Origin of the sequence: Acetobacter pasteurianus, from assembly GCF_009914215.2 — a bacterium.
Lineage (GTDB): Bacteria > Pseudomonadota > Alphaproteobacteria > Acetobacterales > Acetobacteraceae > Acetobacter > Acetobacter pasteurianus.
Genome location: NZ_CP039846.2, coordinates 2,352,996 through 2,368,960, shown reverse-complemented (window position 1 = coordinate 2,368,960; position 15,965 = coordinate 2,352,996). Strand labels below are relative to the sequence as shown.

Genomic DNA, 15,965 nt, shown 5'->3' with positions numbered 1-15,965 from the left:
CAATTCCGCAAAAATCTCTACGGATAACGCATGATGTAGAAATGCAGATCCACGCGGAATGAATGCAATATGGTCACTTTATATTGAAAGAGATTATGACCTAAAACTAAATACCCCGTGCCTGAAGGCACCAGCAATCTTGCTGATGCCTCCAGTATTTGGCACGAAGTCAGGAGTTTTTATGACTCTGCTGGCCGGCTTTAACATGTTGCTCATGTGTGCCACCACGCGTGCCAGAGCTATGTTCGCCCCCGCTTCTCTCATCGTGCGATGAGCCTGTGTTTTTGTGGCTCTGCTCACCAGCTTTCACATGCTGTTCATGTGTGCCACCCCGCGTGCTAGAGCCTTGTTCACTCTGGCTTCTTTCATCGTGCGATGTGCCAGCGTTTTTATGGCTCTGCTCACCCGCTTTAACGTGTTGTTCGTGTGTTCCGCCCCGCGTGCCGGAGCTATGTTCACCCGCATTTTTATCAGTATGCGAGCTACCTGTGTTTTTGTGGCTCTGCTCACCAGCTTTTACGTGCTGTTCATGGCTGCCGCCTTGATTGACCATTGTGCTCTTCCTTTTTTTGAGATGAGACGGTCTTTTAATCTAGCCGCCAGACAGAAAACCTCTCGGCGTATGTGAAGTTTCGAAAAAGAAAGATGGTTACAAATATTTTATAAGAAAACCGATACGATAATAAAATAAAATGAATGTTTTTCTTATATTTTGATTCACTTAATACAATGAATATTCATAATATTCTAAAAAACATGGACAACCTGTTAAACTGTCTATCCAGTCTTATCAAGCTAGAGGCAGCACAGCGGTCCACTCTTTTTGCAGAAACCATAATGAGCGCATGATTTTATTCTACAAAAAGATATGGACCGAATTAGACTACGATAAACCCACGTTCAGTTTAAATAAGGCATCACTCATGTAAGCCCGGAGCTTCTCGCCCGGTTCGCGCAACGTATTCCGTATATCCACCATCATAGCGGTGAAGCCCTTCTGGGGTAAGTTCCAGAACGCGGTTAGAAAGAGCGGCGAGAAAGTGACGATCATGAGAAACAAAAAGCATTGTGCCCTCATAATCAGCCAAAGCTGTAATCAACATTTCCTTTGTTGCGATATCAAGGTGGTTGGTTGGTTCATCAAGCACCAGAAAGTTTGGTGGATCGAACAACATCAATGCCAGAACCAAACGAGCCTTTTCTCCCCCTGAAAGCACGCGGCATAGTTTATCTATATCATCGCCAGAAAAGCCAAAACTGCCTGCCAATGACCGGAGTGATCCTTGAGATGCAAGCGGGAAAGCATCGTTCAACGTTTCAAAAATAGTGCGCTCACCATCCAACAGATCCATGGCATGTTGTGCAAAATAGCCCATTTTAACACTACCACCGAGAGTAACCGTGCCCGCATCCGGTTCTGTACTTCCGGTAACAAGCTTCAACAAAGTTGATTTCCCCGCCCCGTTGATACCCAGCACACAGCAACGTTCTTGCCGGCGGATCAACAGATCAAGGTTTTTGTAAATCACCCGGCTGCCATAGGCTTTATCTACACCGCACAGATTAACCACGGCATCCCCCGAACGTGGCGCAGGAGGAAAAGTGAAGGAAAGTGTCTGGCGGCGCTTTGGTGGCTCAACACGGTCAATTTTATCCAGCTTCTTAACACGGCTCTGCACTTGCGCTGCATGAGAAGCGCGCGCCTTGAAACGCTCAATAAAAGCCACTTCCTTGGCCAGCATAGCCTGTTGGCGTTCAAACTGGGCCTGCTGCTGCTTTTCGTTTATAGCGCGCTGCTGTTCATAAAACTCGTAATCACCCGAAAAACTGGACAGCACACCGCCATCAATTTCAATTACCTTATTGATAACCCGGTTCATGAAGGCACGGTCATGCGATGTCATCAACAAAGCACCATCATAACCCGCCAGAAATTGCTCCAGCCAGATCAGACTTTCCAGATCAAGATGGTTGCTTGGCTCATCCAGCAGCATAACGTCTGGTTTCATTAACAGAATGCGCGCAAGTGCTACGCGCATTTTCCACCCGCCAGACAAACGGCCAACATCACCGTCCATCATTTCCTGACTAAAGCCCAAGCCGTGCAAAACTTCGCGCGCACGGCCATCCAAGGCATAGCCGCCCAATTCCTCAAAACGCCCTTGCACTTCGCCAAATCGTTCCAGAATGGTGTCGAGTTCATCCAAACGTTCTGGATCTGCCAGAGCTGCTTCCAGTTCGGCCAACTCAGCCCCAACCTCGGCAACGGGGCCTGCCCCATTCATGACCTCCGCCACGGCACTGCGGCCAGCCATTTCCCCTACATCCTGATTGAAGAAGCCAATAGTAATGCCACGATCAATCAGAACATTTCCTTCATCAGGCTCTTCCTGGCCTGTAATCAGGCGGAACAGTGTTGTCTTACCCGCTCCATTTGGCCCAACAAGCCCGATTTTCTCACCTTTTTGAAGCGCAGCTGAGGCATCGACAAAAATGACCCGATGGCCATTATATTTGCTGATAGTGTCAAGACGGATCATGGGGCCTCAGATACCTAAAGGGAACAAGCAAAACCGGAGGCCCCTTATTGCGTAAGCCTTGCTAAGCGTAAATAGGAAAGCCCAATTTTACAGAGGGCACATGTACGCTCGTGCGCAATCTGTTTCCAAAATCAAGAACAGCAGCGCGCAATGAAGATATATTTTCTTAAATTGTTCTTGTAATTTTATTCACTATAAAATCACTGGCGTACTGCGCCGCGGCACTGAGCTGCGTATCCTGCAAATAGACCATTCCTACTTCTAGCTGCATTTCAGGCAAAAATCGTAATTTTGTTTCAGGATCAATAATATCGCGCCCAAGATCCCTAAGCATTGTTAAAGGCAAAAGGGTAAATGCATCAGCAAGCGCCACCATTCTTTCGCCCCCTACAACAGAGTTGATTTCAATACGCCGAGATGGAAGAGAAAGCCCCCTTGCCGCCAAAACACTATCAAACCGATCTCTCATCGCCATTCCGGATATCGGAATAACCCATATTCCGGCAGAAAATTCATCCCACCTTTCAAGAACATCAGGGATTGAAAAAGTTTCTTTTGTTGTGGCAACAACATATTGTTCCGTACCCAGTTGCTGGATACCAAACCGTTTGTTAACTGGTATATCGGCAAGATTTACAAAAACAAAATCATAGTGATTTGCCGCCAATCCAGTTAAAAGCTGCTGGCGCGATGCATATTCAAGCGTCAGATTCAGGCCGGGATGGGTCTTTTTAATTTTGGCAACACTTCTTACAATTGGATCCTGCAGCAACGTTGCCTGAAAGCCAATTTTTACATTCCCATGAAAACTTTCTTCATACAGCATTATATCTGCGGTCAGATTTTTAAGTTCAGAATCAATTCTTCTCCCCGCGATTATAAAACGTTCACAAATAGGATCTGGAATAAGACCACCCTTGTTTCTGACAAACAACTTCATGCCAAGAATATTTTCTAATTCCAGACAAGATTTTGAAACAGCTGCGGGTGTAATATTAAGGCGTTCTGCTGCAAGCCTGATACTTTTGGTTGCAACTAACATTTCTACAAGCCGAAAATGTCGTAATTTCATATGTATGCGGAGGTCTGGCAGTTTAGCCACCTTCATCATTCCAGCTTATCCCTTAAAGAGTCCAAAACCCTGCATACCAGAAATGCAATTTTATTTTAAGATGCCATTTTGAAAAAACTAAACAGTTGATGGACGCCAACTTTTTTTCAATTTCTGTCCGTTAGCAAACCCTCTACGTTCATCATGGTAGAGGGTTTAACCATCAGCTGTCCTTATTGATTTTGCAGATGGAAGCTTCGCCTCACAACAGACATTTGTTTAAATAATCTTTAAGGAAACAACCGAATGACGGGCGTTACAAGCGGCGTATTGTCGATTGATGGATATGTTGGTGGGGCAAGCACCATCCCTTCAGGTCCAAGTAATTCATACTATGGAGCTACTTTTTCCTCTGTCATTATTAAATCTGGTGGCACATGGACTGGCACAAACACTATCGATAGTGGAGCCACCGTTACCGTAAACCAAGGGGGCGTTCTTAGCGGGGGCGCCGTTCTGAATGGCGGCTCTATTATTTCATATAACAGTACCTCTGGTGGGTTAACTTTTGCCTGGGGTTCTGGGGGGGGGATCCTGGAATTAAAAAGTGGCGCTATTGATCGTGCTGAAACTCCTCTTGCAGGAAATGCCTCAATTATCGTTGATTCGGGCGGCACTCTTTCTGGCGTGGTTTTGCAATCTGGAAACAGCTTGGTTGTCAGCAGTGGCGGCACCTTGAACGGTACCACCACCATTAATGCCGGTGCGACAGCAACATTTTCAGCAGGAGCCAAGGAAAGCGGCGTTACGCTTAATGGTGGCACAATTAGCGCCTACAACTCCCCTCCGTATTTTACGTGGGGTTCTAGCGGTGGCACCCTTGTTTTAGAAAGCGGCGTATCAGACACAAACGAAAGCCCCAAAGCAGGCAGCGCGACTATTATCGTGCAATCTGGGGCAAAGCTTTCAAATGCCGTTTTGCAATCTGGCAATAAACTTGCCATTCATAGTGGTGGTGTTGCTACTGGTACAGTCGTTTCCAGCGGTGGTGGCGTTGCTGTTTACGGCTCGGCTTCTAACACAACCGTTAATGGCGGCGGTGTTATAGAAATCACCTCCGGCGGCACGGCTACAGGCGGCACTATCAATGGTGGCTCTGCCTATGTTGATGCAAGTGCTACTCTTAACTCAGCTACCGTCGCTAACAACGGCTTGGCAGTTGTGAGTGCTGGAGCATCCGCAAACAATGTTACAATAGAAACCAATGCTTCTCTGGCCGTAAACAGTGGTGGCGTTGCTTCCGGCACAATCGTCTCCAGCAATGGTGGGCTGGCTGTTTCTGGTTCTGCTGCCAATACAACCGTTAATAATAGCGGTGTTGTAGAAATTAACTCCGGCGGCACAGCCACAGGCACGACTGTTAATAGCGGCGGTAATGTTTATGCGGATGCCAACAGCATTCTGGGCACCACCACCGTTTCTAACGGCGGGCAGATCAGTGCTGCCAGCGGCGCAACCATTTCTGGCACCGTCACTATTGAAGATGGTGGTTCTGCAACTATCTGGAACAATGCTGGCGGTTCTATAGACCTACAGGGTGATACCAACACTGGGCTGGTGATCTCTGGCCTGGCATCTGGTGGTACGCTCAACACCGTCATCAGCGGATTCAATGGTGCTTCTGCAAGCAATTCGGATAGCATTGAGCTGGCCGGGGTAAAAGCCGCAGATGTTTCATCTGTCACCTACCCTAGCGCAGATCAGGTTAAGCTAACCCTGAGCAATGGCAACGACATCACGTTGAACATTGTTGGCGTAAGCAATTATGGCTTCACTCTGGCCGACGGCTCTGATGGTTGGCTGAGTTATGAAGTCTGCTTCCTCTCCGGTAGCATGATCCGCACACCAGAAGGCGATGTGGCGGTTGAAAACCTCCAGATTGGTGATCAGGTTGTTGCGTTTGACTGGCAAAACAACAAGGACACTTCTCATCCAGTGGTCTGGGTTGGAAAAACCCATGCAACAGTGCACGCTGGCCTGCCAGATGATGAAGCAGGATACCCTGTGCGTATTCTCAAGGATGCCATTGCAGATGGTGTACCTTACAAGGACATGCTGATTACGCCAGAGCATTGCCTGTTCTTTGAAGGTAAGTTTGTGCCTGCACGTATGCTCGTGAATGGTGTTTCCATCTTCTACGATAAATCCATCACGTCTTACGATTACTTCCACGTGGAAACAGAACAACACTCCGTTATTCGCGCTGATGGCATGCTAACGGAAAGCTATCTGGATACTGGTAACCGCCGCTCCTTCCGCCAGGAAGGCTCTGTTGTCAGCCTTGGGGGCAAGCCCCGCTCATGGGAAGAAGATGCAGCCGCCCCTCTGTGCGTTGATCGTGTATTTGTGGAAGCGCTTTTCCGCAAACTGGAATGCCGGGAAAACAGCATTATCAGCCATGAAGTGCCTGCTCTCACGCTGACACAGACTCATGATCCTGACCTGCAGTTGCTAACGCAGACAGGCGCTGTTATTCGCCCAATGCGCCATAATGGCCAGCAATACAGCTTCATGTTGCCTGCTGGCACACAGTCTGTTCGCATCGTCTCACGCGCCAGCCGTCCGGCTGATGTGATTGGGCCATTTGTTGATGATCGCCGCCATATGGGTGTTGCTATTGCAGAGATCCATCTGCTTTCTGCCAAGCAGCAGCACAACATCACGGCACATCTTCAGACCGAAAAGCCCACAGGCTGGCACGCTACAGACTGGACCGATTGCGCATGGACCAATGGTAATGCTGTGCTACCGCTAGGTGAGGACCTGCTTAATGGCAAAATGGGCATTCTTTCCATGACCATTCGTGCAGCCGGCCCTTATCTGGTTGATGATCAGGAAACTGCAGAAACAGAAGCACGTTCTGCTTAAAAGAAAAGTATCTCTCTCTTATATATAAAAATATAAGAGAGAGATCTCTTTGCTTGCATTAACAATAAATATATAAAAACAAATCCGATTTTATTTTATCATAACACATTACAATATAGCTAAATGGCTTACCCTTCAAACAGCAATATCCTGCTGAACTGTAGCCCCTTTGAATACCAATGCACCACCTATAAGGGCTCTACCCTGCTTCGGCATACTGCCTGACAAAACTGTTCAGACTGCGTCCTGCCCATAAATGCATCATAATTTGCTCGCAAGCGTGTGCAACCATAGCCCAAACTCACGGTTTTTATCTGCATAGGTTGGTTTTGCCAGATGTTGCAAATACACAACAAATCCTTGGCTCCATCCATATAATACAAAAAATATGTTGAAAACATTAATTCACTTAGGTGATCGTATTTTTAGGAATTCTATGCGTTTTTTAGGAGCTTATTGTGCGTTCATCTCGTTCGATTATGGCTCGCCCGGCTAACATCACACGCCCTCTCTTTTTGGGAACAACTTCCGTATTGTGCTTGCTGGCTGAACCCGTTCATGCCCAGAACGCAAGCAGCTCCTTACCCAAACAGCACCAGACTACAGGGAAAAAAGCCCCAGCAACCTCCCGCGCACGGCAATTAACGGTGTCCGATCCACATTCTGTTGCGGCACAGCCCGCTACTGGGGGCACCGAAGCTGTTATTGTGACTGGCACACGTGAAATTGGTAAAAAAGCGCGAGACAGTATTTCGCCTGTAGATATCATCACGGCACGTCAGCTTTCCGAGACAGGCATGCCCTCCCTACGGGAAGCATTAACCCAGCTTGCCCCTTCTTTAACCATGCCAACCAGCGGGTATGATGCAGGCGCCCTTACATCGGCTTTCAGTTTGCGTGGGCTAAGCCCAAATGAAACGCTGGTACTTGTAGATGGCAAACGTCGGCACACTACAGCCAATATTTATGCAGATCCCGGCCCCCAACAGGGAAGCACTCCGGTTGATGTGGATATGATCCCGCTTGCTGCTATTGATCATGTTGAAATTCTGCGGGATGGCGCATCCGCCCAGTACGGATCAGACGCGGTAGCCGGTGTTGTAAACATCATCCTCAAAAAGCAGGATCATGGTTTTCATGCGCAGTCCCTTACAGGCATCACGGCCTCAAAAGACGGATTTGAACAAGGCATCTACATGGATGGCGGTGCGAAACTGACAGACCGCGGTTACATTCATGTAAGTGGCGACTATGTGCATGAAGATCACACATATCGCAGTGCCCCCGACCTGCGCACGAACACGAAAATTAACAAACTTCTGGGCCAGCCAGAACAAACGCGCGAAACTGTGGCTGTAAAAGCTGGGTATCATATTCTGGATAATCTGGAAGCTTATGCTGTAGCCACCTATGCACACCGGCACGCTGAATCCTTCCAGAACTACCGCACGGCCAGTTCTTTAGATAACTATCCGGCCTACGCTGCCATTTACCCAAATGGCTATTCCCCCGTCATGACAATGGATGAAAACGACTGGGAAGTTACCGCAGGCCTACGTGGTGAAATTGATAACTGGCATTGGGATCTCTCATCCGTTTACGGACGTGATTACGATCAGATTGGCATTGCCAATTCAGCCAACCTTGCTCTTTCAACCGCAACCGGGCGTACACCTACAAAGTTTGATGCTCAGGGCTATAATAATGAGCAATGGAGCAATACGTTCGATCTCAGCAAAGCTTTTCATATTCCGGGCTGGCCATATGCCATCAACGTAGCTGGGGGCGCCTCCTACCGCTACGAAAGTTATAGCATTGGCACAGGTTCGGCTGATTCCACCTATAGCAGCGGCTCAGATGCATTGCAGGGTACGGTTGCCGCCAATGCTGGCAATTATAGTCGAGATGTTGTTGGGGGTTATATTGATGTTGCCACCCATCTTGCCAAAAATGTGCAACTCGATCTGGCAGGCCGTTACGAACACTATACGGATGTAGGTGATACTGAAACAGGCAAGGCCGCGCTGCGGTATGACCCGCTACCGTGGCTTGGCCTGCGCGCAACAATATCAAACGGCTTTCATGCCCCCACATTGGCGCAAGAATATTATAGCGCCGTTGCTGTTTCCCCCACGGCGGCTCGCGGCATTATTGCAGCCAATTCACCCGGCGCACGTGCAAATGGCGCAAATGCGCTTAAACCAGAACGCTCCACCAATGTTTCGGGCGGTATTGTACTTGAGCCCGTTAAACGGCTCCATATCACCGCAGATGTTTACCAGATAAACCTGCGCGACCAGATCCTGCCGGGCGGTAACGTATATGGCACGGATGCCCTTTCTGCCTTGCAGATGAACGGATTTACACTTCCGAGTGATGCCGCCACATGGGGCAGCTCACTTTCCACACACTGGTTTGCAAACGTTGCCAGTACGCGCACGCAGGGGTTGGATATTACCGCCACGTATCCAACTGAATTGAGCCCCACAATAGGCCGCATTGACTGGGATGTTGGCATTAACCTGAACCGTACACGCCTAACGCACCAGAGCGCTGCGGCAGATGGTACACCCCTGCTTACCGCCCAAAGCATTGCCTACATCACAACAGCTTACCCACGTAGCAAAATGATCTGGGGTGGCCGCTTTACCAGCAGCGATGGCAAATGGACTGTAGGCGTGCATGAAATACGCTGGGGACAAACCACCTCGGAACTCACTGACTATACAGGGGCAACCAATAGTTCCAGCGTAAGCGCTTATTCCTTTACGCAATTCCACAACACGCCCAAATTTGTAACCAACCTGGACATTACCTACCGGGTTATGCCGCAACTCTCCTTTACGCTTGGGGCAAATAACCTGTTCAACGCCCTGCCCTCACGCGTGCCAGACAGTAACCGCTACCTAGGCGTGCCACAGTATTACATGAGCACCTCACAACTTGGCATCAATGGTGGCTTTTACTACCTGAAAGCAGATGTAAGGTTTTAGAAACACCGCTGAAATGGCGTATCTACGGGACCATAGTAGCGCGGTCCCGTAGAAAAACCATATCAAGAGCATGCAACACAAAGTTGTAAAACGCCCGTATTAGGCTTCAACACTTTCGGGCATAGAGGCCATATCAATAACAAATCGATATTTTACATCCGAACGCAAAACACGTTCATAAGCTTCGTTAATCTGATCTGCACGTACAACTTCAATATCGCTTGTAATGTTGTGTTTACCGCAGAAATCCAGCATTTCCTGCGTTTCCTGAATACCACCAATAGCAGAACCAGCAAGGCTTCTGCGCTTGGCCACAAGGCTGAATGCACCAATGGACATCGGCTTTTCTGGCAGGCCAACAAGAACCATATGTCCATCCTGCTTGAGCAGCGCGAGATAGGCATTAATGTCATGCTCGGCTGAAACGGCATCCAAAATGAAATCAAACTGGTTGGCTTCTGCTGCCATTGCCTCTGCATCACGCGAAATCACCACGCGATGAGCCCCCAAGCGTTTGCCATCTTCCACCTTACTTGCAGAGGTGGTGAAAAGCGTTACCTCCGCACCCAGTGCCACAGCAAACTTTACCGCCATATGGCCAAGCCCACCTAGCCCCACAATACCAACCTTATGGCCTACACCCACTTTCCAATGTGATAGCGGAGACCATGTGGTGATGCCCGCACAAAGCAGAGGTGCTGCGGCAGCCGCATCTAGGTTTTCTGGCACACGCAAAACAAAACGTTCATCCACCACGATTGCACGTGAATATCCACCAAACGTATAGGCATCCGTTTTAGGAAAAGCCGGGTCTGGGCTATTATAAGTCCAGGTTGGCCCGGCATCGCAGTATTGCTCTAACCCGGCTTCGCAAGATCCACATGTCTGGCACGAATTGACCATGCACCCTACACCCACCAGTTCACCCGGTTTAAAGCGTGTAACATCCACTCCCACAGCAGCAACACGCCCGACAATCTCATGCCCTGGCACACATGGGTAAGACGCAGGCCCCCACTCGCTCCGGGCTGTATGGATGTCGGAATGGCAGATACCGCAATGCGTGATATCAATCTGCACATCCAGAGGTCCACAATCACGACGCTGGAAAGTGAAAGGAGCCAATGGAGTTGTGGCGCTGGAAGCAGCATAGCCGACACAAGTAAACATAAAAGGTTCCTAATTAAGGCTGAAAACATATTTCAGATAACCAGCCAAAACTAACAGAAACATCCCGCCTTATGTAAGCACATCAACTTGACCTCTGAGTTGCTCTTTTCGAACACATGCTCAGCGTCATCTCCCCCTAGATTGTGCAAGAATAAAAAAAACCGCTTTCACTGATTAAAATATAATGCAAAAATCAAAAAGTTTCCGAATTATCCACATACAGACTATACCCTCAGCCCAAAAACCGGATAGAACAACTTTCATAGATCTGATCATGTTTGGGCATGAGAGATCCTTGCCATTTCAGTAACGTTGCAATGGAAGCACCGCGCTATGGCAACGTTAAATACTGAATCATACCAGGAATATATCCATGTCACGACCACCCTTTCCGCCTTTTGATATCGAGAGCGCAACACGCAAAGTCCGCCTAGCCGAAGATGCATGGAACTCCCAAAACCCTGAACAGGTGGCACAGGCCTATACTGTAGACAGCCAATGGCGTAACCGAACGGAATTCATTCATGGTCGTGATGAAATTGTGGATTTTCTGAAGCGCAAATGGAACGCAGAGCACGAGTATCGTCTTATTAAGGAGCTCTGGGGTTTTCGCAATAACCGCATGGCTGTCCGCTTTGCTTATGAATGGCATAACGATGCAGGACAGTGGTTTCGTTCTTACGGTAATGAAGTATGGGAATTTGACACTGATGGGCTCATGCGCCGCCGGTTTGCATCCATCAATGATTTGCCTATCGAAGCAGAAAAACGGTTGTTCCATTGGTCTCAAGGGCGCCGACCGGACGATCATCCGGGACTTTCTGACCTAGGACTTTAAACAACATAAAACAGTAATTTTCAGAATTCTATCAAAGTAAATACTGCCTATCTGATACTAAACAGATAGGCAGCTTTAATACTTAACTAACGGAAAATTTTTTCTGCATCAAACAGCGTGTTCATTCACACTTTTTTCAGCAATACGGGTTAATTTTTTATCAGCAGACTTCTCTTCTTCAAGTGTCTGCCTCAGTATCGCCGCGCAGTCAGAACGGCCAAGCTGCATGGCATAAGAAATCAAGCTGCCATAACGGGTTATTTCATAATGCTCTATGGCTTGAGCAGCGGAAAGCATAGCCGCATCACACACTTCAGCATCATCACAGTCACTGATAATGTCTTTTGCTTCAGCAATAATACCATCCATGGCCTGACAGGTTACGCCCTTAACAGGTTGATCGTGCATCTGAAACACTTGTTCCAGCCGACGAACCTGCTCTTCCGTTTCTGTCAGATGAAGCTGAAAAGCAGCTTTCAACTCTGGGTCAGAAGCAGTTTCCACCATGGTGGGCAAGTTTTTGACAATCTGATTTTCAGCATAATAAATGTCCTGAAGAGTATGCACAAACAGATCATCAAGAGTTTTTATTGGTTTGAAAAAGAGGCCCATTGGTCTTCTCCATTTTTGACCAGTACATCTCTAACCATCATAGTTATAAGATATAGCCAGTCGTTCTTATGCCAAACCTTCTGGTTCGAATGAAGTTGCAGCGCTTGAAAGAAAATTTATCCAATAAAAAAGGAAACTCTTTTCTTGTTTTGCACGTCCTCAAGGCACTTTAGGTCTCATAAAGGAAAGTAGAATCTCCCATGATTTCATCAAATATTATTCTAATAAGGCATGCGAAAAAACCCGAAGAATCTCAGCATGAACCCGGAATCGACAGTAATGGGCGAGAGGATCCTTATTCATTAAGCTTGGAAGGCTGGCAACAAGCAAAGCAACTTGCTGAACTTTTTGTTTCCAGAAATGGAATACTGCCATTACCAGATCGTATTTTTGCGTCTGCGTTCCGTGCTGGCGGTGGCCATAGCAGACGACCGGAACAGACTGTTTTGCCTTTGTCTGAAATATTGCACTGCCCAATAGATATGACTTGGGCACTGCATGAAGAAAAAGAATTTGGTGCGGCGCTTTGCCGTCTGAAAGGCACCTCTCTCGTCTGTTGGCAACATCAAGGGCTTGCGGCACTGGCGAAAGCAATTGTTTTACCTGAGGAATTTTCTACTCTGCGGTATTGGCCCTCTGATTGCTATAATATGATCTGGCAGCTTAATCGCTCCAAGCCAACCGTTCCTTGGTGTTTTAAATCTTATAACATAACTGATCATGGCAAATTAAAACTACATTCCAGTGAAACCGCTCGGCTTCCATTGTAATGTCATGACACCCGGACGCGATGCCAGTTCTGAAAGAAAAACTGGTGGCCAGAAATTATGACGATGCCCACGCCACCGAAGATCAAAATGTAGTTCTATTATCTTCCCCTGCTCTGAATAGACCACGGACTGTCCAGAAATTTGAATAGAAACCTCGGCACAGCGTGAGATGAGTTCCTGAATTACTGGATTTTTTGTATCTGCGACAACAATAAGCGCCGCACGATGATCCTCGCGCAATTTACGCTCTACAAAGTTGAGGCCCCACAAAACACCTAGCCCCAACACTGTACCCGTAACACCAAGAATGATCTGACCACCACCGAAGCATAAGCCAATTATTGTGACGATCCACAGGGTCGCAGCTGTTGTAACGCCGAGAACCATATTTTCCCGGCGCAAAATTGCGCCACCACCAATGAATCCCATCCCGGAAAGGACGCCAAGTGGCAGACGCATCAAATCCAGTGTCACAAAAGATCCGGATTTTTTACCAGTCGTATCAAGCAACCAGTTCACTTGTAACATAGACAGACATGCAGCAAGACACACTAGCGTGGTCGTACGCAAACCAGCAGGCCGCCCATGCTCATCACGATTAAGCCCAAACGCTATCCCGGCTGCTAGCGTGACCACAAGCCTCAGAACAACGTCACTCCAGTGTAATGTCACCATCATTACTGGCGTGGCTCCTATCAGAAAAATAGATTTCCTTATAAAGATAAAATGTATTTACCTAGGAAAAATCACGACACTATCATGAGAGTATTGCATTCTATTTTTGTAGCAACGCTTAATCTGTCTACAAGGTTCTCTGTTATTGAGAATATTTTACCATCGTGATTAAGTATTTTGCATTTTAAAATGAAAAATCATCTATACATTTTTCAGACAGAAACAAGATTCTTATATTCCGGGTGTTTTGCAATAAAGTGCAGTAAGAAATCACATTTAATGCTTAACTTCATGTTGTTGCTTCTTACAGCATCCAGAACCGCACGCGCTAAACGACTACCAGCTCCCTGACCTCTTAATGCAGACGGAACCTCTGTATGAAGAAGCACAATTACACTTCCTTTCTTTGCGTAATCTATAAAAGTTTTATGGCCATTTTGAATCATCTCAAACCGGTGTTCCGCCGTATTATCAACAAGATTGCACATCTGCATCTTCCCTTAATTGGCATACCGTGAATGGCGAAGGTCATAGACAGTCAGGAGCAGAACGATGACAGGTAGAAGAAGCCCAAAACGTGAGATGTGTTCAATAACAGCCCCGAACATTGCTGAAACAAAATAGCAAAACCACGCAGCCCCGGGGAGAACAACCTCCTTAAGCGCTGGCCGCTTGGCTTCAAAACGAGAGCGATCAAGCCAAACTGCCACATAGCGTCCGATGAATGCATCTGAAAACTTGACCATATTATTAGTCACGACCAGTGTTTGTAGGGAAACACCACCAAAGCGCGCCAGTGTTTCCCCCTGCATTCCCAATGCCAGCGCAACTAATGGAAGCTCAACGACATGATGTAGCGAAGGTGAAAGACGAGCAAAGGAGACCACAACAAGAACTGCTGCCATCAGCAACAGTTCCCAATACGGCCATTTCATGTAACGCCGTATCAGGCTGGCACACATACACCCACAAAAAAATAAGCCGATTGCAGTTCCGGTAAGGGCTGCATTTTCCCACTGAGATAACGCAACAGATCGCCCAAACTGCACGGTATTTCCGGTCATGATGCCGGGATATATTCTCCCGACATCCATATAAACCGTCACCTCTACAAAGGCGACAACGAAGGTTAATGCCACCACACGCCGAAGCAAAACCGACAACGGCGCTGCCGGGCGTGCTGGTAATGTAGTGGGTTGTGTTAAATCAGGCGTCATTTCGTCTCTGGTGCAGCAAATTCCTTACGCAATGCAGCCCCTTGCTCATCCAACTTGGGTGCACTGGGCCGTTCATGCGGGTCATCATACCCGCTGATCTTTACCGGATTACCCGGCATCATCACGCCACCAGATTTAATCAGCATGTTACGCGCAGATGTCTGCGGAAGAGCCGCTGCCTCTGCTATGTCCAGCAATGGGCCAACGGGCACACCAGCCTTATGGATAACATCTAACCAATATGCGGATGGTTGTTTGGAAAGCGCTTTTTCCAATGCTGCCTTTAGCGCATCATTATTGGTCATTCTGTCATGATTTTCGACAAAACGCGGGTCTGTTGCCAGTTCTGGCGCACCAATAACGTCACATAAAGCCTTAAAGAGATGATCGTTCCCGCAACAGATCACAAAAGGCTTGTCCTGCGCCTGAAACACATCAAAAGGCGCCATGTAGGGGTGACGATTGCCAATGCGCTCTGGGGCTTTACCCGTGGCTGACCAACACATTAGCGCATGCTGCAAAAATGCGAGGGTGCCATCAAACATTGAAACATCAATGTGCGCCCCCTTCCCTGTACGTTCACGAGCATAAAGCGCGCTAGCAATGCCGCAGAACATAAAAACGCCGCCACATAGATCAGAAAGCGATGTGCCCCCTACCCGTGTTGGCGGCCCATCAGGAAAGCCAGTAGCCATCATGACACCACTCATAGCCTGCACAATGGTATCGTAGGCGGGATAGTGTGCAAGCGGCCCTGTCTGCCCAAACCCTGATGAAGATGCATAAATCAACCGCGGATTGATCTTTGCCAGTTCTTCGTAATTAAAACCAAGGCGATCCATCACACCGGGGCGGAAGTTTTCTGCCAGCACATCTGCTTTACGAACCATTTCCAGAAAAATAGCCCGATCACCCTCATCTTTAAGATTGAGGACAATGCTTTCCTTTCCCCGGTTTACAAAAGAAAAATAAAGTGACTGATCGCCAACATACGGACCATAGGTGCGTGTATCATCACCATGACCGGGTGGCTCAACCTTGATTGTGCGTGCACCAAGATCTGTGAGAATTGTTGTGCCGAATGGGCCATTCAGCACATGCGTAAGATCAATGACGAGAAGCCCATCAAAGGGCCCCTTCGCTTTTGCTGCGGTGGTTTCAGTCATCATGC

13 protein-coding genes are annotated in these 15,965 nt (G+C 47.8%); 4 read left to right on the top strand and 9 right to left on the bottom strand.

The genetic code is table 11. The annotated features are described in order from the left end of the window. Window positions 1–169: 169 nt before the first annotated feature. The 3 genes from FCN51_RS24530 to FCN51_RS24520 form a co-directional block, all read right to left on the bottom strand. A complete protein-coding gene (locus FCN51_RS24530) occupies window positions 170–553 on the bottom strand; it encodes a hypothetical protein (protein ID WP_003630760.1) in 384 nt (127 codons plus the stop codon). A gap of 364 nt (window positions 554–917) precedes the next feature. Further along, window positions 918–2,540 (bottom strand): ABC-F family ATP-binding cassette domain-containing protein, encoded by a 1,623-nt coding sequence (locus tag FCN51_RS24525; protein WP_160257100.1) that lies wholly within the window; start codon window positions 2,538–2,540, stop codon window positions 918–920. A 166-nt stretch (window positions 2,541–2,706) separates the two neighbouring features. After that, on the bottom strand, window positions 2,707–3,651 hold the full coding sequence (locus tag FCN51_RS24520; protein WP_004449342.1) for a LysR family transcriptional regulator: 945 nt from the start codon (window positions 3,649–3,651) through the stop codon (window positions 2,707–2,709). A gap of 627 nt (window positions 3,652–4,278) precedes the next feature. On the opposite strand from FCN51_RS24520, the gene FCN51_RS24515 reads away from it, so the two are divergent. Together FCN51_RS24515 and FCN51_RS24510 are read left to right on the top strand one after the other, a co-directional pair. Then, window positions 4,279–6,519 (top strand): Hint domain-containing protein, encoded by a 2,241-nt coding sequence (locus tag FCN51_RS24515; protein WP_160257191.1) that lies wholly within the window; start codon window positions 4,279–4,281, stop codon window positions 6,517–6,519. Window positions 6,520–6,998: 479 nt separating this feature from the next. Then, a complete protein-coding gene (locus tag FCN51_RS24510; RefSeq protein ID WP_038506015.1) occupies window positions 6,999–9,512 on the top strand; it encodes a TonB-dependent receptor plug domain-containing protein in 2,514 nt (837 codons plus the stop codon). Between the two features lie 99 nt (window positions 9,513–9,611). Here FCN51_RS24510 and FCN51_RS24505 read toward each other — a convergent pair whose 3' ends face one another. After that, window positions 9,612–10,682 (bottom strand): NAD(P)-dependent alcohol dehydrogenase, encoded by a 1,071-nt coding sequence (locus tag FCN51_RS24505; protein WP_160257099.1) that lies wholly within the window; start codon window positions 10,680–10,682, stop codon window positions 9,612–9,614. 373 nt (window positions 10,683–11,055) lie between these two features. Between FCN51_RS24505 and FCN51_RS24500 the strand changes: the two genes are divergently transcribed. Then, on the top strand, window positions 11,056–11,520 hold the full coding sequence (locus tag FCN51_RS24500) for a nuclear transport factor 2 family protein (protein WP_160257098.1): 465 nt from the start codon (window positions 11,056–11,058) through the stop codon (window positions 11,518–11,520). A gap of 108 nt (window positions 11,521–11,628) precedes the next feature. Here the strand turns inward: FCN51_RS24500 and FCN51_RS24495 are convergent, their stop codons facing one another. After that, a complete protein-coding gene (locus FCN51_RS24495) occupies window positions 11,629–12,132 on the bottom strand; it encodes a YciE/YciF ferroxidase family protein (RefSeq protein ID WP_003626699.1) in 504 nt (167 codons plus the stop codon). Between the two features lie 200 nt (window positions 12,133–12,332). Between FCN51_RS24495 and FCN51_RS24490 the strand changes: the two genes are divergently transcribed. Next, window positions 12,333–12,902: a phosphoglycerate mutase family protein gene (locus tag FCN51_RS24490; RefSeq protein ID WP_160257097.1), complete on the top strand. Its 570-nt coding sequence runs from the start codon at window positions 12,333–12,335 to the stop codon at window positions 12,900–12,902. Here the strand turns inward: FCN51_RS24490 and FCN51_RS24485 are convergent. The 4 genes from FCN51_RS24485 to yfdE form a co-directional block, all read right to left on the bottom strand. Next, complete coding sequence (locus tag FCN51_RS24485) at window positions 12,867–13,580, bottom strand: MgtC/SapB family protein (RefSeq protein ID WP_160257096.1); 714 nt, start codon at window positions 13,578–13,580, stop codon at window positions 12,867–12,869. The two genes, FCN51_RS24490 and FCN51_RS24485, sit on opposite strands and share 36 nt — an antisense overlap. Before the next feature lie 209 nt (window positions 13,581–13,789). Beyond that, the gene (locus tag FCN51_RS24480; protein WP_231869366.1) at window positions 13,790–14,065 is read right to left on the bottom strand and encodes a GNAT family N-acetyltransferase; all 276 of its coding nucleotides are present in this window, start codon (window positions 14,063–14,065) and stop codon (window positions 13,790–13,792) included. Window positions 14,066–14,077: 12 nt separating this feature from the next. Then, window positions 14,078–14,794 (bottom strand): YoaK family protein, encoded by a 717-nt coding sequence (locus tag FCN51_RS24475; RefSeq protein ID WP_160257095.1) that lies wholly within the window; start codon window positions 14,792–14,794, stop codon window positions 14,078–14,080. Next, window positions 14,791–15,963, bottom strand: a complete 1,173-nt coding sequence (yfdE, locus tag FCN51_RS24470; RefSeq protein ID WP_160257094.1) for a CoA:oxalate CoA-transferase — start codon at window positions 15,961–15,963, stop codon at window positions 14,791–14,793. The genes FCN51_RS24475 and yfdE overlap by 4 nt, the downstream gene beginning before the upstream one ends. Window positions 15,964–15,965: the final 2 nt, after the last annotated feature.